Source organism: Pollutimonas bauzanensis (assembly GCF_900129885.1).
Taxonomy (GTDB): domain Bacteria; phylum Pseudomonadota; class Gammaproteobacteria; order Burkholderiales; family Burkholderiaceae_B; genus Pollutimonas; species Pollutimonas bauzanensis.
In genome coordinates this window covers 104,632-122,844 of sequence record NZ_FQXE01000009.1, presented here as the reverse complement: position 1 = coordinate 122,844, position 18,213 = coordinate 104,632, and the positions used below count along the sequence as shown (strand labels likewise).

The following is an 18,213-nucleotide window of genomic DNA, read 5'->3' as shown; positions in this document are numbered from 1 at the left end:
AAAGAAACTCCTTGGATTAGTGCTCGGTTAATTCACGGGCTTTTTCGAAATAAAGGGGCAGCCAGTCCTGCGGGTCGGGACCACGCTCAGTGCGAGCGGCTTCGGCCAGCAACGCCATGTCTTCGGAACCAGAGAACACCAGCAGCGCATCAGGACACGTGGAGAGGTCAAGCTCGGCCGTCACGACGGCTTCGCCTTGCTTCACAACGAACTTGCGGCTGAATTCCCCAAGACTTCTGATCAGTTCGAACTCGGCCGGATTCAGCTTGAAGCCCCCGATGTATTCGTCTGCCGTTGCTTTTGGGTTAGGCAGATAAATGCTGGTTGCTGATTGCTGTACGAGCGACTTGCCAACGGGGTTGTCCAGGATGGGCTGGGGTTCTTGCGTGGCAAAGACGAATACGCCGTTTTGCTTGCGAATGGTGCGCGAGTTGTTTTGCATCATGTCCTGGAAGTACGGTACTTTCAGCGGATGCTGCACTTCGTCGAAAATATAGGCAAAGCGGCGCCCATCAATCATGGCTTCCGTGCGGAATATCAAATAAGTCAGGGCGGCATCCCGAACCGGGCCTTCCTCTAGAAACTCGGTCAGGTCGAACCCGAACAGATTATTTCTCGATAGATCCAGCTCATCGCGCGGATTATCAAATACCCATCCGTTCTCATGACCCTGGCACCAACGTTGCAGGCGTTCACGCAGGCTCAATGTGGCATCGCGCGAGGGCGCCGCGGGCAGGTATTGCAGCAAGGTCGATAAGCGACGATTGGGCTGATCGAGAAATGTGGTCAACCGATCGATGGCCTGGCTGATTGAGCGTTGATCGTACAGCGACGGTTCATTGCCGCCTTCGGTGGCCAATTGCGCCGTCAGCCGACGCATCAAGGCGATATTGCGTTTCGTAGGCAACAGTTGCAGATAGTTCCAACCCGTGGGCTGGCCCAATTGCAATGCGAAGTACTTTCCGCCCATGCTCTCGATCGTGACCTGCATGCCCCGGCCATTGTCAAACACGGCGCCTGTGTAGCCAAATTTGCGAGCCTGGGCGATGAAATGACCGAGCAATACGGTCTTGCCGGTACCGGATTGCCCGATTAGCATGGTGTTTCCCAGGCGTCTGGCGCCCTTTTCGTCCCTCTCGGCCAGGGAGGTATGGAAGTTGAAGAAGTAGGGCGTGCCGCTATTGGTCTTGAGCATCGTGACAGCTGGCCCCCAGGGGTTCCCGCTCGCTTTGCCAAAGAGATAGTTATGCAGCCCCGAGAAGCTCAAGAAGTTCAGCGACGAAATCGCCGCTGGCCGTGGCCGCCAGTACCAATTGCAGGGCAACTGCGCCCGCCATGCCGAGATCAGGGCCCGATCGACCATGCGGCCGATAATCATGTTATCGCTTAGCACGCCGATGGCATCGGCTGCATAACGCAATGTCTGTTCTCCCGTTTCCCCAAAAACTGCCAGCGTCGCGTGATGCTCGCCCATGACGAACTTGCCCGCCATGAGATCATCGAGCGCGAGGTTGAGCTCGGCGATCTGTGACTTGGAGTCGTCTCCCGAGTCGGTCAACCAGCGGCGCTGGCGCACGAGGGCAGCCCGGCCTTCGGCCTTGGACATTGCGGCGAATGATTGGGTCAGCACAAATTCGAACGGCAGCGTGAGTAGCGAGTTCAGATGGCCTGGCGGGTTGCTCGGCGGATACTCACGCACTTCGACCATGGCGAAACGCCGACTCCAGTTTGCGCCGCGCAGTTCGCCTTGTTTGCCATGCAATGAGAAAAACGGGCGCGCGCTGGGGAGATAGTCGCATAGGCGCGAGGGCAGCACAGGCACGGGCTCCCATACGCCGTTGAGGATCAGCCCGAGGAACTCGGCCGGCTCCGAGAAACTGCCTTGGCCGCGGTCCACGATCGACAGCAGCTCCCCGGAATAGCGTTGCAGACTGCTTTCCAACTTGCGGTTGATGTCATCAAGTTGCTCAATCGCATGGGCCTGCCAGGCTTGGACGTCCTTTTCCGTGCGCCGCTCAAAGCGCGAGAATAGTTTCATCGACGCGTCCACCATCATCCGCATGCTAACGGTCAGGTACAGGTCGTTGACCATCGGCGGCTTGCCTTCGAACAAGCGACGATAAGACCTGTCATGCTCACGTGAAAACCAGTCCGGGTATTGGCTTTCGGGGTACTCCATGACTCGCCGGCGCACCAGATGCGTGTACAGACCGAACCCATTGGGAAGTCCGCGCAACAGGTTGTTTAGCTCCTCGCGCCAGCTGGCCATGTCGGCTTGCGAAAATCCCTCAAACGTGCGCCCGCCGATGCGCCAGACCGACAGGTATTCCCAGGACTTGGTCGAGATGATCGTTCGCGTGACGTGATGCGAATAGGGGACATGCTTGGAGATGCTGGGCTCAAATGCGGGCCGGCGAAGATCAGCTGGATGATTCATTGTGGTGGATCTTCCTTGTAGCGGCACCAGGCGCGACGGCGTTGGTACGGCGTGGGCGAAAACGAGATGGCGTTCCAGAAGCGCTTGTTGCGGGCGAACAGATTGGTACGCACCCAAAGCTCCAAAATCCAAAAGGCGCGATCGTCCTCGCGACTTATGATGGCCATGATCGGGTAGATGACGGGGATCAATAGCAGAAACCAGAGCCAGAACATGGCAACGGAGCAAACCGTGATTATCATGATCACGAAAGCGCGGGCTGGCACGCCGCCCTTGACGGTGGCCACGCGCGTGGCGCCCTTGAACAACCGGACATGGTTTTCGGGAATCGCGGATAAGGCAACGGGGAGCGTCGATGCGGCCGGTTGCTCAGTACGTTGGCCGGCCATCAGAACACCAGTTTGATGATGCCGCCTGCAACAAGGCCAGCGAATACGACGCCGACGACCCAGGTGTACATGGTGTCTTTGCGGATCAGGTCGGCACTGTAGGCAGCGCCCAGGATGCCGCCGATGATCAGGCAAACGACGGGGATAATCAGCCAGAGCCAATCGCGAATCTGCTCAAACACACTGACTGACTGATCCAGCCCGCCTGAAGCGGCCAAGCACAGCTGAGGTAGGGCTATCGGCATCAACATCAGAAGAACGCGAATTGCCGTGTTCAATATGCCGGGGAGCGGCGCAGCACGAAGAGACGAGACGACAGGAAAGGTCGACATGAAAACCTCAGAAAAAAATGCCGACATCGAAGCGTGTTCGGTCAGCGAGACTTGAAATCGGAGAGGGGATAGCCTGTCAGCAAACCAGGAATTCGCCGGGCTGGCAGGTGCGGCTACTCCTGAGAGCGGGAGTGGTAGATGATGGAGCCCACCGGTACACGCGTGGATGGCGGTTGAGCGAATGCATCGGCGCGTGGCTGGGCGAATGCATCGGGGCGCGGCTTAGCGAATGCATCCGCACGCGGCTGCTCAAACGTGTCGTGCCGGCGCCCAAACCCGTCGGCATCCCCCGGACGTTTTGGCTCGCCTTTGGCGCTTTCTGTCCGCTGCCCCATTGGAGCGGCCTTCGTTTCCGGCGCTGCGCGGGGCAGGGCCGGTACTTCGAGACCAGCGCCCGCCAATACATTTCGGACATAGCCGTTGCGCAAGCCACTGGTGTAATCGCCGGTGTTGTAGCAGCTTAATGCGGCATATAGCGCAGCTTGTCCGCCGTGATTGCGGCCGGCGCCCTGGTAGCACTCGACCAACACGCGTTGCGCTGCCCGAAGGTTGATGCAGGGGTCGAACACGTTCTCGGGCGTGATGCCCAATCGGCTCCAGTTGCCACTGTTGATTTGACCATAGCCAGCATCAAAACTCGCTCCCTGGTCCAAGAGCTTGCGCGCCTCCTGTATCGCTTCTGCCCAGGATTTTGGCCGGATACGGCGTCCGGGCTTGCCATTGACATGAATGACAAGCGGATCAAAGCCCGACTCCTGACGTACAAGAGCGACCAAGGTACTCGCATGCACCTGTGGTGCGCAGACTTTGGCCAGCTCAAGAAATTCCATCATGACCAAACGCTCCCATCAGTTCGCAGAGTTGTACTGTTTCAGCGCCTTGTTACGGGCCTCCAACGCGGATTGGTACTTCATCTGCGCCGCTTCGTAGTCCTTGCCTTCCACCCAATATCCGCCATCTGCTTCGGTTCCAACGTAGCGAGGCATTGCCGCCTCCAGATCGGTGGATTCATGGTGCACATACGCATCGCAGTAATCGGGTAGTTGCGCGCTGATGTGTTGCGTTTCGCCTTCCTGGCCCATCGAGGACCAGGTCGTCAAGACACTGTTCAGTGAGGCCGCATCGCAGCGCCCCACGCCATGCGCTAGCGCTTCGGCGAGCGAGGCCATCTGCGGTGTTTGGCTAGCGACGGGACATTGGTGCAAGAAGTTCAGTCGCGCGTCCAGGGTTTTGGAAAGTTTCTTCTTCTTGATGCCGTAATAGTGAGACAGCGCTGGATTGCAATCAGCGGTAGTGCCGCCAGCGCTGGAGGACAAGCACAGTAGTGCTTCGCAAGCCAGTCGAGTCGTGCCAGTGAAATACGAAAAATCCCCCGTTCGCGCGTGAACGACAGGCGAGAGCCAAAAAGCAGGCAGCACGAGACTGAGCGCGCATAGCCGCCTACTGCGTGATCGTAAATCCATAATTCACTCCTAGGAAGAAAACGACATGTTTTTGCATCAAGGATTGGCCCTATACGAAGAGCGCGTTTCCATACACAAACAGGGATATGAACAAGAGCGATATCGCATCCAGCAACTCAGCCGCAGTGTGTTGGCACACCGGGAAATTGATGAGATTACGTCGGTCGATATCGCCAGTTATCGTGACGCGAGATTGGCCTGCGTCAATTCCGCTACCGGCAGAATGTTGGCGCCCGCGACGGTACGACATGAGCTCGTTTTGCTATCCCATTTCTTCGATATCGCACGCGTGGAATTTGGCATTTGCTCGATTCCGAATCCTTGCCTGGCGGTTCGAAAGCCGAAGCCCGCGCCAGGTCGGGACCGCAGATTGCGCCGTGGCGAGGAACGTTTGATGGGGCGTTACTGCACGGGTCTGCAGAAACTGGAACTGATGAGCATCGTTCAGCTGGCGCTGGAGACTGCCATGCGTCAGGGAGAGCTGTTGTCACTGCGCTGGGAAAATATCTCTTTTCGCACCCGTATCGCGCACTTGCCAGAAACCAAGAACGGGAATAAGCGAGATGTGCCGCTTTCTGAAAAGGCTATCAGCGTTCTGCGACGCATTGGCTCCAAACCGGTTGGCCGGGTGTTCACCTATACGCAGGCGGGGCTGAAATCTGCATGGCGGACTATGCTTGCGCGGGTGCGGATCGAAGATCTGCATTTTCATGACCTTCGGCACGAGGCGGTATCCAGACTCTTCGAGTTAGGCACCTTGGACATCATGGAAGTGGCCGCCATTACGGGGCACCGCAGCCTTTCCATGTTGAAACGCTATACGCACTTGAGGGCTCAGAAGCTCGTCGCCAAGCTCGATTTGGGTCGAAAACGAGCCCAGAGACTGGCTAGCGAATATTTCTCGCCTCAATTCGGGTTGCTCACCCATGAGGGCGGACTTTGGCAGGCATATTTCCCCGATTACGAGCCCGCGCTGGTGGTCAGCGCTGAAACCCAGGAGGAATTGCATACCAGGGCGCAAAGCGCGCTGGCGATGGCTATTATTAAACGGATGATGTCGGGACTGCGCTCACCGACCACAGGGGAGTCGCTGAATATCTCCGAGAATGAACAAATCATCACGATCGAATTCGCTACTACTTAGGCGGCATACCCCTCGTTGATACGCAATATTCGGCCGGGAAGTCCACTTCCCGGTTGTCATCGTCCAATTGGACAGGATGATGATACCCACCGCCACCGCCTTTCTTGCCAATCCGGGATGTGGAAAAAGCAGGGCGGAACCAGCGTCATCACCGACATGTGTGCAATCGGCCCATATGATACCTACGGCGGGGACGCCTACTGCCAGGCCGCTTGCGGTGGGTCAGCGCCGGGGGTTTGGCGATTCCTTTTTGCTGGTGACGTCGAGAATTGGGGCGGCTATGGACGCACTTCGCTAGTTCCATTAAGCGGCATATCTGCACTTGGCGCAGGCTTAGTAGGGCTGTGCGCCAAGATCAACGGATAGCTCGCCTGCCTACTGGCCAATACCGCTACATTGGCGATATACACGAGTACAAATAATTGCTATCTGCTTGAAAAACCAATACCCGATTAAATCCTGATGGGCAGGAATAGCGCGGATCGTTCCCCTTGCATAAATAGATATTCGTGTGGCCCACCAAGTGGTCATCCGATGAAAAGCCACATATTTCACCTTGTTTTTTCTGTCCACCATTCCATATCCCGGATTGGCAAGGTGATGGCGGCAAACAAAAAGCCCATATCTACGCCTAGGGGAGTTTCGGCATCGCCGGTCTGCTGGCTAAGGCCAGCAACTTCTTCCCGCCTGTTCCCTCTCGCAACTATTACTGCGAATAGTCCCTAGCCGTAGATATGGGCTTTCATGCAGATTACCACTACTCTTTTCCTGGGTAAAGGCCACCATGTTGCTTTTGAAGAACGGATTGGCAAGCCTACCTATATTCTGCCCATATCTCCAAAGTGCTTCCACTTGGGGCGCTAAACCCATATTCAGACCCGGCGGAAACCATTCCGCCTACTGAACCGGTTATACCTGCGCCCATTGCATTTGTTATTGCGTTACGGGCAAGTGGTACGCCATCAACGACCAGAGTGAGATTGCTATATGGCGCTGGATTGAAGGCCGATGCAGTGACGAAAATAGCGTGACCGGTCGTGTTTAAGTAAGGGGCGGCATTTAACGCTCTTGATCCGGTGACGTTATACCAATGGTTAGTGGTCCCAGAAGACGGTCGCCACACTCCGGATTGGCAAGAAAGGATGAGACCGTCCCAGGTACTGCCTATCAGCCCGTTGGGTGAGCACGCCGTCCCTTCGGTTGCGATGCCTCCAATTTGTAAATACTCACCGGCAGTCAAGCGCCGAGCCGCCGCCATATTGCCCGCTTGATCGACACTAGCCAGTTCGGCAGTCCAACTGCTATTGACCCAGCGAAACCTGCCGTTCGCGTTTTGAACCCATATTGACTGACCATTGGCCGCCGTCATACGCATGCGCTGGCCTTCAGCAGGTATCCAGTTAAGGCTGGCGGTCTGGGTCCAGACACCGTCCTGGCAGGACAACGGATTGCCCGCGCTGTCGCGAGCCAAAGCCCCGGCGGGAGCGCAGGCCGTTGCTTCCGCGACGATTCGGGTCAGATGCGCTTCGCCTGTCTGAATTCGCGATGCGTTGTTGATGGCGTTGGCCGCCATATCAATATCTGTGCGCATCTGGTTGACTTCGGGGCGCCCAGGCACGGAATTCCGATAGAGGTAGTCGGCGATCATGCCGGCGTCGCTGAAGAACATTCCAACCGCTAGATGGCCCGCGCCTGGTGAACCTCCGAAATTTGCCAACTGCGCTTCCCAGCCGCCGCTGTTGCCGATGGCCACTGCCGGAGTGTTCGAGCGGATACTGCCGCCGGCGCTCAGTTTGCCGGCGATGCGCAGAAGTACATTGTCCGCGATCGGACGTCCCCCCTCGGTCACGAGAAGCGGTTCAAGAACATTGCGCATGTTGGCGCCCGAGCCTTGGGTCGCATAGCGTACCCGCAGCGAGTAGCTCTGTCCGTAGGGATTGCGGTCGGCCAGGCTAGGGCTTAAGTACCCCGAGTCCTTGATCGTCGCCAGCGTAATCGTGGTTGCTGCCCCGTTCAGGGGAAGGGATGAGGCCAAGTTCGCATAGCGATCCTGGACATACTGCGCAGCGGCCAAGCTGACCTTCTCCATATGCGCTGCCGCCTCGTTGACAACGGGCGTAGCCCTAAAGTAGGCCAGGGTGGAGGCAAAGCCCTGATATATGAGGAGCACGATCGCTACGGCCGCGAGCATCGAACCCAAGCCAAAGCCAGCCTGCTTGCGGGTGTCGCCTACGGTGAGTCGGGCAACGGAGAAAAGGTTGCTGAGTGTAGTCATGGTCGGTGCACCAAGAATGGGTCTCCAAACTGCTAGGTGCCGCGAGCGCGGCGAGCGGCCTGCAAGTCAATGTCGTCATTGAGGCCAACAAAATTTCCGTCCCGGATCTTGCCGATCGCACCCAGGCAGGTCGCATCGGTGCGATCCAGCACCAGGCATCGCGGCACATAGCGCGCCACGGCCTGGCCGCCCGGCGCACGCACGTATTCCTTAGTCAAATGCACAATACCGGCCACCGACGCGGCCAGCCTGGCATTGGCCTCCGCGCTACTGGCATGCCCACCGCGCAAATAGGCTTGGTACTTGTCAAAGGTCTCCTCGATCGAGGAAGCATGCATCGTCGCGATCACCGGCATATCCGTGTTGGCGATGTCCTGGGCTTCGATGGCTGTGGTTGCATCCCGGATCTCCCCGATCAGGATGAAGTCAGCTCGCGAGCGCCGGACGAGCTGCAGCGCCACGTGATAACCGCCGCGATCTCTCGAGATGGGGATTTGGATAATGCGGCCTTGCCCATGGCGGCCAGCCATGCATACTTCGCCGGTGGGATCTTCCAGCGCGACGCCTGTGCCGCCCAACGTCGCAATGCGATGGCAAAAGAGGCTCGATGCCGCCGTGGTCTTGCCCGCGCCGAAGCCGCCCGTGATGAGCAGTAGGCCTTGCAGCCGGGGGCGTAGGGTATACGCGACGAAGTCCCGGGGTAGGGGCAATTGATAAATCGGTCGCATGTGCGCATCAATGCGCGACAAAAACCAGATCGGGCCACGCTCTTCGTTCATGGCGGTCACTCGAAACCGTAGCGTGCCATGATTGAGCGTGAATTCCGAACCTTCATCCTTTCTGTGCCGGCATTGCTCGCGCAGCGCGGCAACGTCGTGCGGGTAGTCGCGCTCGACGTCGACCAAGCGAGTTACGTCGGGTTCTTCGACTTTGACATCGCAGAAATCCTGCCCCAGGACGATATCGACGAATTGCATCCCGGCCAAATGAGCGGTTTCCATCAGTACGCGATGAAGGTCAGATCCGACGCGTCGGATTCGCTGCACGTCGGTAACGAGTCGGCAGCGAACTCGCCGCTATCCTTTGCGCTGGCCAGAAAACGCTCGCAGGCCGATGTCGGGACGCCACTGTACCGAATCTCCAGCTGACTGGCCGATCCCGTGACCACGACGGTGCCGCCCCAGCCGTTGCGCACTGTTCCCCCCGGTGTCGAGCCCGTCATGTTGCCAAAGGCCTTGATGCGTTGGAGCACCGCATTATCCACGTTCGCATATGATCCACCCGATTTAAGTGACTTAGCCCCGCTCACGATGGCCATGAGGTTGTTGCTCTCTATAGTGCCGCGCAAGCTTGCGCTGATGTATTGGAAGACGCCGTAAACAAACAATGAAACGAGGACGACGATCGCTATCGTGCCCAGGGCTGGACCAATGTAGAAGCCCCGCTGAAACTTTCGGCGCGCCTGTTGTTGCATGAGGTAGTGGGAAATTCGCATGATTAACCCTTATCTAAATGAGGTGGAGATGATTTCGAGCACGGTCATGGCCAATAATCCTACCCAGCCCAGTACCCATGTACGCCCCGCCGCATTGGCGCGGCGGGAAAATTTTTCAATATATTTGGCGGTGTCTTCCAGCCAGTTCTCGGCATATTCGATCAAGCTATCGGACGAGCCGGACAAGGAACTGATGCTCTCCAGTACCGGCAACGCCTCCCAATCAGGAAAGTCGTGACCCGCGTGGCGAAACGATTTCCCAAGGTTGTAGCCTTGGCGCACGCCATACATGGCGGCGGTAATCCGGCTCTTTAACCATGGATTGGCCGACGCGGCGAGATTGGCGAGCGCTGCCTGAATAGGCACACCGCTTTTCTGCAGAACCGCGAACGAATAGAGGAACAGCGCGCCATGGATGCGGCGGTAAAAGGACCATGGAGCCAAGCGATCCGCCTTGGCTCGCCAAGCCCCTCGCCAGCGGCTTAATGAACCCAACACGGCAATGACGGCGACGATGGGTAAGGCTATGGCCAAGTACCAATAGTCGTAAACCAGCTTGGCGATCCATAAGACGAGCTGGGTAGATGGCGAGAACACCGCTTTGCGGCTGACATCCATAGACGGGATCATGACGCCGGCAATCAGATACAAAATGGCCATCACCGCGCCGGTCAGCACGATCGGATAGGCGAAGCCGCCCACCACTGCGGCCCACATACCGCCTTGCTGACGTGCGAACCGTCCGACCATATTAAAGGCTCCGGCCAAGTTGCCGGAATCCTCGCCTGCCGCCAGAATGGCCCGCTCCGCAGGCGGTATCCAATCCTTGAGCGCTTCAGCCAGCGGTAGGTTGCTGCGCGACAGGGCCGCCTCGGCCACGGCGGCTATGACAGGCCGGAAGATGATGCGTTTCCCCCCCATCAAGCTATAAAGCTTGTTGCCCAGGCGCTGGGGCGGCGAAAGATGCGTGCCATAGGTCTCACTCAGTTTGCGCAACGCTTCGAGCTTGCGGGCGCCGGCACGCTGGTACAAGTACATGGCGCGGTAAAAGTCGATGCGCTGTTTGCGCTTGAATGCGTTCTCCCGCGAGCGGCCAGTTGCGACACGCAGGAATGAGGTAATGATCTGCCGTGTCTGGGCGCTCAAGACGCGCACGATTGAATTCACTCTTCGTCCTCCCAGAGCGGGTCATCGGCGTCCAACGGCAAGACAATGCGCTCGGCATCGACCGGGTCGATCTCACCTGCATTGATCTTGTCGATCATGTGTGCGGCTTTCGTCTTCCCACCACGTTCACGCACCCAATAGCGCCGTAAGGCCATCGCGCCTTGCCTGCGATACACCGACAGCTGCGAATGATCGGTGTTGAGCACTTCCGCGCAAATGGTGCGGACCCGCAAAACGCCCCGGTAGCAGTGCTCGCAGCCCCGGCCCCGCAAGCGCACCGTATCCGGTGTGCAATGCTTTTCGATGCGTGAGACCAGGCCAGGGGATAGGGTAGTGCGACCTCGCGCATAGGTGATGGAGCAGTGCGGACACAATTTCGCCACCAGGCTCTGGTTGGCAAAGAGACGGAAGATTTCCGGATCGCTCAGATAACCCATCTCGATCCCCGCTTCCTGCAAGCGTGTCGGGACCAAGGTCGCGGAGCTTGCATGCAGCATGCCCCAGGTCAAATGGTTCGTCAGCGCGGCTTTGAGCGCGGCATCCATGGTTTCGCGCAAGCGTAGCTCGCCGGCGATGATCCAGTCGGGGTTCCAGCGCATCAGCGTCTCAAACCCCGCGATCCAGGCTTGGCCCTCGGCCTCGCGATCCAAGCCTTTGCGTAGGACGGCTTTTTGCACCGCGCCAAAGATGGGGATTTCGGGCGGATCTTCCAGCGAAATGACCTTCCTGCGGCAGTTGTCCCGCTTTTGACAATAGCCGATCAGATTGGCCAGGGACGTCGATTTTCCGGAACCGGTCGGACCACTGAACAGCACAATGCCGGACGAATAATTGGTCACGCCTATGACCATCGCCTCTTGTTCAGGTGTAAATCCCAATTCGACCAGCGATCTGGGCTCGCCCAGGTCGTAGTGCAGTCGCAGCGCCATGAACGGGCGATCTTCGTCGGTAGGCCCGGTCGAGACCCGAACCTGGTGCAGGCCTAGCCCTTCGGTATGACGTCGGGCAATACGGCCGCCCTGATCTCGACTGGGATCGTAGAATGGGTCGGTCGCTTCGCACATCGAGTCATAAATCGTGCGGATGAGCTGTTTGGCGCGGTCTGGCTGCATCGCGAAGCGACGCTCGATGTCGCCGGCGATTCGGTAATGAATCTCCGCGTGCGCTTCGTAGTTTTCCACGAACACGTCGCTAGCGACGCCCTGCGCGGCTTCGGCGATGATGGAGGCGGCCTGACTCTCTTCGGCCGTGCGCCGAGTGGCAGTTTCCGCGCCGGCTGCGTCTTGCGTAGATTCGGCATACAAGCGTTGAATCTCCGTGTAGGGCACAACCCGTACCTCGGAGTAGGGGACGATTTCCCCGTCCGAAAGCGCTTTGCGACGATCCAGGGCAGCGATATAGCTTATTACCAGCACGTCGCTGCGCGCGCCTTCGGCCAGATACAGGATGCCATTATCGGCCAGGGCCGCTTTGGCGCGCACCGCTGGAGACGCATGATAGTCATGGCCGTCGATTGCGGACAAGATAACCTGCGGCGCTGGACTTTGAGCGGGGTCGGTCAACTCCTGCGGCGAGACCGGTGTGATTGGCGGTAATTCAGGCAGTTCCGGCAACGCCGGGAGCTGCTTATCCTGCTCCACGTGACCAAATAGCTGCTCTTGCTCAAGGACTGCGCTCATTTCGCTCTCACTGAGGGATGGATAAGGGGATGGCCGAGGGGCGGGGTGGCTCAGGGCGGCCCGCTTCGGTGGACGGCCGAGCGCCGGATGCGGCGGCGGTCAATTCGATGATTTCGCCACCGCGCTTTAGCTTGACGCCGCGCTCGTCAATCTGAGCGATCTCCAGGTCGCCGGGTAGGCGCTCGCCCACTCCAGCGATCAGCGATGCGCCATTGTCCAAAACGAATTTGGCAAGCCACCCCGTTGCGGTCGAACGCCGCCAGGCAAGCTGGGGCAACGAATGGTCCGCCAGAATGGTGTCTTGCGCGGCGCCGTTGTAGCGTCCCAGCTCGGCGCGTTGCTTGGCGCGATTGGCCATGGCCTTGAGCACGATTTCCTCTTGCATGATCGCGTCAAGATCGCTGACTGTTACCGGCGCCTTGCCCGTGTTCGTCGATTGCGCCGCGGCGGAGCTGGCCAGACATACGGCCAGCGCCAGCATCGGCAGCGCGTTGCGTTTATTCACCATACAGTTCACCTTTGAGGCTCCAGTTCAGTTGTCCATCTGACCCGAAGGTCAACTCGACCTCCTGCAGACGCGTTCCGTCTTGCGCAAATCCCGCCAGCAGCCGGGTCGGCGTGCGTTGCGTGGTCTTGATCGCCCAGCGAACCGTTTTCCAGTGTGGCGTGGTGAGTCGCTTGTCCGATGCTTCTTTGGGCGGGGTGTAGCCCGGTGCAAACGCGGAGGGTACGGCTGCGGTTTCGAAGGGCACCAGGCGCGTCTGCCACCAGCTCATAAAGGCATTGGCGCGCTGCGCCATGGGCGCAAGGTCTTCGTCGCCGCCTGGCGGCATGCTCATGGGCCACTCCAGCGTTCCCAGATCGCCATCGCTGGAAAATTGCACACCGGCCTCAGGTCGCCACGCCCGGGCCGCGTGTGCAAACCCCTGGACCGTGCGGCCTTCGCTGCGTGCAAAGGAGGCGGTCGTCGCTTTCGCGTTGCATTGCGCGTTAAGCAGCACCCAGCCATCAAGGGTCACTGGCACGGCGCCAATTGCCCGTGTGCACAAATTGCCAAATACCTGCACGGCTGCTTGGCTCGTCCAGGGGCGCATGAGCGCCAGTTCAGAGAGGCTGAAGGAGGACTGGCCACGCAGCCGCGCAAGCTCTTGCGCCCGCCGGACCGCCTCCTCACTCGCTACCTTGGCCCGGTGCGCTTCCCACACGCCCCAGCCCACCGCGATAGACCCCGCGAGCACGGTCCATATCAACCATGTCAGCGCGCTTTTGGACGTGAGCGCCGGTTGCCGACGCAAGCGATGGGCGCGTTTAACGCCGGCGAGCAGGTCTTCAAGCTCAATGGGCTTTGCGCCCGGCCACAATTCCGACGGCCCATAGACCTGCAACTCGGCGCTGCCCACGCTGCCAGACAGTGCATTCCACAACTCCAGCACACGCAGCTTTGCTTCCTCGAACTCGTACACGCCGTCGGAGTCCGGCACGATCGCGTCGTGTATGGCCGAGGCCAATGCATAGCGGCCGTCGGGCAGCGCAAACGCGACGATGAATGTCGATCCCAGCACATCGGCGGCAACTGCCGCTAGAGCGACAGTGCCTTTTCTGGCGCGCCCGCCGCGTACCACAAAACCGGCTTGCACAAGGTCAACGTGGCGGCGCAAGAACACGACGTCGAGCGTCTTACCCGTGCGCTCGCGTTCGCGCCTAGCGATCTTGCGTGCCTCTTGCATGTAATTCTGGCCGTTGGGCAAAACTTGCCAGTACAGGCCACTGACAAATATGCGGCGGCCCACCTTAATGGGGGTAACCCCCTTTGCGGTTTTGAAAATCGTGATGGTGGGGGGCATCGATAGACCATTCCTCGTTGGTCCACCATCGATCTACCCTAGGACACCAACACGATGCTGTTGTCCGGGATAATCGGTGGCAGGGGGGTAGTGGTTTGCAGCCTGGGCGAAATCAGCTGGGCATTGCGTGCGAAGCCGGTCAGCCCGGGTGGCGTGCCTGCAAGCATCGAGACCAGGTCGGCTTTGGGCTGGTTGGGCGTGTAGTAGACATACGTCCTCCCGGCTTGCACCCAAGTGCGTAGCTCCGCACGCGGTCGGAACCAGCCGGGCAGACCCAGGTCTGGCAAGGCGATCTGGCCACTTGCTGCCGGATTCGCCCGCAGATAGGCTTGCAGCGCATTGCGCACCACCAGCATGTTCGAACCCAGCGCGCTGGCTTCGGCCGCCTGCGTCGACGCGTGAGACAGCCTGCTGGCGTCACCCCCGATGTCGACAAGGATCATGCCGATGATGAAAGCGAGATAGAGTACCGGCATCGCTATGCATCCTCCATCGTCTGGGACATGATTTTTGGCGAAATGATGATCACCAGAACGCGCCGGGCCTTCTCCCGAGTACCGCCTCCGGTGGCCACCCAGGTCGATGTACCACCCACCCCCTGTTTGCTCGCCGCTTCACTGGCCTCCTGAAAATCGGATATGACCAGAGTTTGTCCCGAGCGCATCCCAACGCGTTGCAGGAACACCTGGCGATCCACCGATGCCGTGAAAACCAGCTTTTGAATATCGCCAGGGACCTGTTGAATCGTCGCGGGCGGACTCATATTCAGGGCGAATTGCAGGGTGAGGTCTTGACCATGTATGTCGGGCAGGATATCCATCGCAAAACCTGTCACTACGCTGCACATCTGAATCGATTCGGTCGCGCCTACCTGCGCGGTATTGGTCTGGCTGCGCCCGCAAACATATTGCTCCTCATTGGTTAGATGAATCGGGGTGGGCTGTAGATGTTGGGTGGTCACGCCGCGCTGGCGCATGATCGTCACCGACCCTTGCCGCGATAGCGCGTTCAGAATCGCTTGCGTACCGGCAAACTGTGAGGCGTTGCCCGTAGCGGAATCAAGAATGCCAAATCCGGCGGTGGAAGACCCTTCCAGAGGCGAAAAGGAGTTCACGAGATTTACGCCATAGTTTCCTGATAGCGATTTCCAGATGACATTCCAGTTGATGCCTTGGCTGTCGGCATCTGTGATCGTTACCGAGGCAACGGTCACATACAACATGGCTTGGCGGCTCATGCGGGCATTGACATCATCAATGTAGCGCCCAACCCGATCCAGGACGTCCGGTGTGTCGGTGACCGTCAACGTGCCGATGGAGGTCGAGAGCGCCTGCAGGCCGACGCCCGGAGTGAGCATGGCCTGGATGGCCTTTTGTATGTCATCGCCAAACCGCGATTTGATGCTCAGCAATGTCTTCTGCGCGGATTCGTTGATCGACTCGTTGGCGCTTGCCCCCACGCCGCTACCCGAGGAGCCGGTCGAAAGGCTCGCGCCGCTGGTCACGTTTGATTCGAAATCCAACTCTGAGGACAATGCAACCCGGTAGGTGCGTGTGTCCAAGTAATGGATCGCGATGGATTCGTTACGGTATGACCATGACAGGCCAAGCTGCGATGTCACGACATCAAGCAGGCCCGATATCGGCTTGCCCAGCCAGCGGATCGGTTGAATCTGTTTCTCGCCGCTGGTGGTATAGGCAAAGTTACGCCCGGTGCCGCCCGCGGGTGCGGCGGGCATCTGGCCGGGCTGGCCGCCCAGGGGTGGCACGATAGGGGCTGAAACCGCGCTGGAGGATCTTGCTGTATTGAGCGTGCCGCCAGCCAGTGCCGCCCAGGCATCCTGGCTGATGCGAACGGGCAGCTGACAATCCGCCGTGACGATCTGCGCGAAGGTATCCACTGACATCGGTGCGTCAGCGATCAGTTTCATGCGACAATCGCGCTCAGCGGGGATCTTCGTGGGTTGAGGCGGGGCCTTCTCAATCGGGCGGGTCGAGATCCACGGTTTATCGGCCGTGATGATCTCCTTTCCCTCGCGTTGGGCCGTGGCTTGATCCACGGCGAGTTGAAAAGCTTCTTCAGCAACGTGGGGCGCATCATCAATACGCTTATAGGCCGCGCAGCCCGATAACACAGCCAAACTGACCGTAAGAACGGTCAGTTTGCTCAGTGGCCAGCGCCGATGGTTTTGATTGCTCATATCTTGCTTATTCCGTAGAGGCTGAGACCACCAAGACCCGGTTGGAATAGGCGGTGGCGGTAAATGCGTATCCGGCGCTGCGGTACGCCCTGAAAATATCGCTGGCAGCCGTCAGAAAATCCGATGCTTTGATGGAGAACGACGCTTCCATTCGGAAATCAGTACTGGTTTCCCAACGCACCATCCAGTCTTCCTTTGTGCCCCATTCACGCATCAGATCGCTTAGGGTGATACCTTTTTCGGCCGTCCAAACCACCTGCGCCGGCACGGGCTTCGATTCGGCCTGGGCTGCGATAGGCGGCTTGGGCTCAGGTTCGGCATGAATGGACGGATTAGGAGCCACCCCGGGTTCTGTGTGCGCAGAGCCGGTTGTTTGCGCCACGACCTCTGGCGGCGCTGCTTGCTCGAGCGCCGCCGGCGCGTTAAGCGGCTTGGGAGGCTCGATTGATGCAAGATGAACGGGCAGCGGCTGCGCTTCTTCCTTGGCCGCCTGCACGCCAGAGGTATCGGCTAAGGCCGCAGGCTGCGCGCGAACGCTGGACGAAACCGGTGTCGTCGCGGGCGCCCACTGGAAGGCCACATGTTTGAGCGCTCGCCGCAAGTTCGGCAGACCCAGAGAATCTGTCGGCTTAAACGTTAGCGTGACCGGCCAGACGGGAGCCGATACATCTTGCTTCGCGATTTGTGAGTCCAGGGATGCGGGATTCGGGGTCGGTTCGGTCGCGATCCCGGACTTGTCCTGGGCGTTATTGCTCCTTTCAATGTTCGCCGCGGGCTGCATCGGCCGCATTGGTTGTGGCGATACACGATCTGGCTGGATCGGCATTGCGACTTGCGGGGCAGCGGGTGGCGGCCATGACCGTGGGAAGGGCGCTGACAGGTTTACTGGAACGCGGTGGTTGTCATTCGGCTTGGACGGCTTCTTGGGAGCGAACCCGCAGCCCGCGACAAAGCAGGTTGCCGCCAGGGCGGCAACCACAACGTGCAATTGCATGTAAATGCTCCGAGGAACCCCGTCGGTTAGGGAAGGCAGAGGTGTTGCCTGGGCAGGTAAAATTGCTGGATGATGGGGCCCCGGATTCAACGGGTGGCCGCAACCGCGCAGCGGCATGTTGAAGCTAGTTAGGTTTAGAAAGGGCGTGCCGAATGGTCGGCACGATTTACAGGACGACCACGCAATGAACGATTCCAACCCAACGATCCAAACCGTGCTTGACCATTTGTGGCATGCGTCTACTGGCTTGAAGATGCTGTCCATGTATGGCGAAGGTCCACAGGCCGAGCGATTTAACGAAATATCCGGCCTGCTTCAGGCCCTGCAGATGGACGTCGCCGAGGCTGCGTCGCTGCCGGCACATCGCGTAGCGTAATTTCAGGGCGGCCTTACTCCTGATCAGTCGCACTGAAGGACTGTTAAGTTGAAGACGTGTCCGTAATGACGGTGGGCGCAGCCCAGGGCGTGTATCCCAGACGCTGCAATTCGGCGCGAACCATCCCGACATCGGCGGGTTTACAGATGCGGCGCATCAGGAGCAGCAGTTCCAGCGTCATGGGGAATGTATCCTCTTCGATGGGGCTGATGTTATCCAGCAGCGTTAGTCGGAGTTGGGCGATCTGGTCGGCCACATAGTCATCACCGACGCTCACTAGGCGCAACCGCACATACTCGGAAAAGGTCATACCGAGGTCGGCCGCGGCGTGCATGTAGCGCTGGTGTTCCTCTTGCGAGATCCGGATGGAGATCGGCTTGCCAAGCAAAGGACGCATGTCTTCATTCCTCGATATATC

18 protein-coding genes are annotated in these 18,213 nt (G+C 59.0%); 2 read left to right on the top strand and 16 right to left on the bottom strand.

The features are described from left to right. Positions 1–16: 16 nt before the first annotated feature. The 5 genes from BUB23_RS16570 to BUB23_RS16550 all read right to left on the bottom strand — a co-directional run bounded on the left by BUB23_RS16570 (position 17) and on the right by BUB23_RS16550 (position 4,621). Positions 17–2,437, bottom strand: coding sequence for a VirB4 family type IV secretion/conjugal transfer ATPase (locus tag BUB23_RS16570; protein WP_073104840.1), 2,421 nt, complete (start codon positions 2,435–2,437; stop codon positions 17–19). Next, entirely contained in the window at positions 2,434–2,826 is a 393-nt protein-coding gene (locus BUB23_RS16565; protein ID WP_084136075.1) for a VirB3 family type IV secretion system protein, read from the bottom strand. The genes BUB23_RS16570 and BUB23_RS16565 overlap by 4 nt, the downstream gene beginning before the upstream one ends. Further along, on the bottom strand, positions 2,826–3,158 hold the full coding sequence (locus tag BUB23_RS16560) for a hypothetical protein (RefSeq protein WP_073105124.1): 333 nt from the start codon (positions 3,156–3,158) through the stop codon (positions 2,826–2,828). Before BUB23_RS16560 ends, BUB23_RS16565 begins: the two co-directional genes overlap by 1 nt. A 113-nt stretch (positions 3,159–3,271) precedes the next feature. Next, the gene (locus BUB23_RS16555) at positions 3,272–3,991 is read right to left on the bottom strand and encodes a lytic transglycosylase domain-containing protein (protein ID WP_245801302.1); all 720 of its coding nucleotides are present in this window, start codon (positions 3,989–3,991) and stop codon (positions 3,272–3,274) included. A 15-nt stretch (positions 3,992–4,006) separates the two neighbouring features. Continuing rightward, positions 4,007–4,621 carry a TrbM/KikA/MpfK family conjugal transfer protein gene (locus BUB23_RS16550; RefSeq protein WP_073104834.1) on the bottom strand — a complete coding sequence of 205 codons (615 nt, stop codon included), beginning with the start codon at positions 4,619–4,621 and terminating at the stop codon, positions 4,007–4,009. Positions 4,622–4,646: 25 nt separating this feature from the next. Here BUB23_RS16550 and BUB23_RS16545 point away from each other — a divergent pair, with 25 nt between their 5' ends. Then, the gene (locus tag BUB23_RS16545; protein ID WP_073104831.1) at positions 4,647–5,765 is read left to right on the top strand and encodes a site-specific integrase; all 1,119 of its coding nucleotides are present in this window, start codon (positions 4,647–4,649) and stop codon (positions 5,763–5,765) included. Between the two features lie 814 nt (positions 5,766–6,579). On the opposite strand, the gene pilV is transcribed toward BUB23_RS16545, so the two are convergent. Genes pilV through BUB23_RS26470 form a run of 10 tightly spaced genes read right to left on the bottom strand, consistent with a single transcriptional unit; the run spans position 6,580 to position 17,419 of the window. After that, the gene (gene pilV, locus BUB23_RS16540) at positions 6,580–8,040 is read right to left on the bottom strand and encodes a shufflon system plasmid conjugative transfer pilus tip adhesin PilV (RefSeq protein ID WP_073104828.1); all 1,461 of its coding nucleotides are present in this window, start codon (positions 8,038–8,040) and stop codon (positions 6,580–6,582) included. A 32-nt stretch (positions 8,041–8,072) separates the two neighbouring features. Then, positions 8,073–9,041 (bottom strand): ATPase, T2SS/T4P/T4SS family, encoded by a 969-nt coding sequence (locus BUB23_RS16535; RefSeq protein ID WP_073104825.1) that lies wholly within the window; start codon positions 9,039–9,041, stop codon positions 8,073–8,075. Then, positions 9,041–9,535, bottom strand: a complete 495-nt coding sequence (locus BUB23_RS16530; RefSeq protein WP_245801301.1) for a type 4 pilus major pilin — start codon at positions 9,533–9,535, stop codon at positions 9,041–9,043. The genes BUB23_RS16535 and BUB23_RS16530 overlap by 1 nt, the downstream gene beginning before the upstream one ends. A gap of 9 nt (positions 9,536–9,544) precedes the next feature. After that, positions 9,545–10,702, bottom strand: a complete 1,158-nt coding sequence (locus BUB23_RS16525) for a type II secretion system F family protein (protein ID WP_245801300.1) — start codon at positions 10,700–10,702, stop codon at positions 9,545–9,547. Then, entirely contained in the window at positions 10,699–12,381 is a 1,683-nt protein-coding gene (locus BUB23_RS16520; RefSeq protein ID WP_073104822.1) for an ATPase, T2SS/T4P/T4SS family, read from the bottom strand. The genes BUB23_RS16525 and BUB23_RS16520 overlap by 4 nt, the downstream gene beginning before the upstream one ends. Before the next feature lie 7 nt (positions 12,382–12,388). Continuing rightward, positions 12,389–12,889: a hypothetical protein gene (locus BUB23_RS16515; RefSeq protein WP_073104819.1), complete on the bottom strand. Its 501-nt coding sequence runs from the start codon at positions 12,887–12,889 to the stop codon at positions 12,389–12,391. After that, complete coding sequence (gene pilO2 / locus BUB23_RS16510) at positions 12,879–14,225, bottom strand: type 4b pilus protein PilO2 (RefSeq protein WP_073104816.1); 1,347 nt, start codon at positions 14,223–14,225, stop codon at positions 12,879–12,881. Before pilO2 ends, BUB23_RS16515 begins: the two co-directional genes overlap by 11 nt. A 38-nt stretch (positions 14,226–14,263) precedes the next feature. Beyond that, positions 14,264–14,701, bottom strand: a complete 438-nt coding sequence (pilM, locus tag BUB23_RS16505; protein WP_073104814.1) for a type IV pilus biogenesis protein PilM — start codon at positions 14,699–14,701, stop codon at positions 14,264–14,266. Positions 14,702–14,703: 2 nt separating this feature from the next. Beyond that, positions 14,704–16,425, bottom strand: coding sequence for a PilN family type IVB pilus formation outer membrane protein (gene pilN / locus BUB23_RS16500; RefSeq protein WP_073104811.1), 1,722 nt, complete (start codon positions 16,423–16,425; stop codon positions 14,704–14,706). 7 nt (positions 16,426–16,432) lie between these two features. Further along, positions 16,433–17,419, bottom strand: coding sequence for a TcpQ domain-containing protein (locus tag BUB23_RS26470; RefSeq protein ID WP_178372327.1), 987 nt, complete (start codon positions 17,417–17,419; stop codon positions 16,433–16,435). Positions 17,420–17,603: 184 nt separating this feature from the next. Here BUB23_RS26470 and BUB23_RS27055 point away from each other — a divergent pair, with 184 nt between their 5' ends. Further along, a complete protein-coding gene (locus tag BUB23_RS27055) occupies positions 17,604–17,795 on the top strand; it encodes a hypothetical protein (protein WP_178372326.1) in 192 nt (63 codons plus the stop codon). Between the two features lie 43 nt (positions 17,796–17,838). Here BUB23_RS27055 and BUB23_RS16485 read toward each other — a convergent pair whose 3' ends face one another. Beyond that, positions 17,839–18,192, bottom strand: a complete 354-nt coding sequence (locus BUB23_RS16485; protein ID WP_245801299.1) for a hypothetical protein — start codon at positions 18,190–18,192, stop codon at positions 17,839–17,841. Positions 18,193–18,213: the final 21 nt, after the last annotated feature.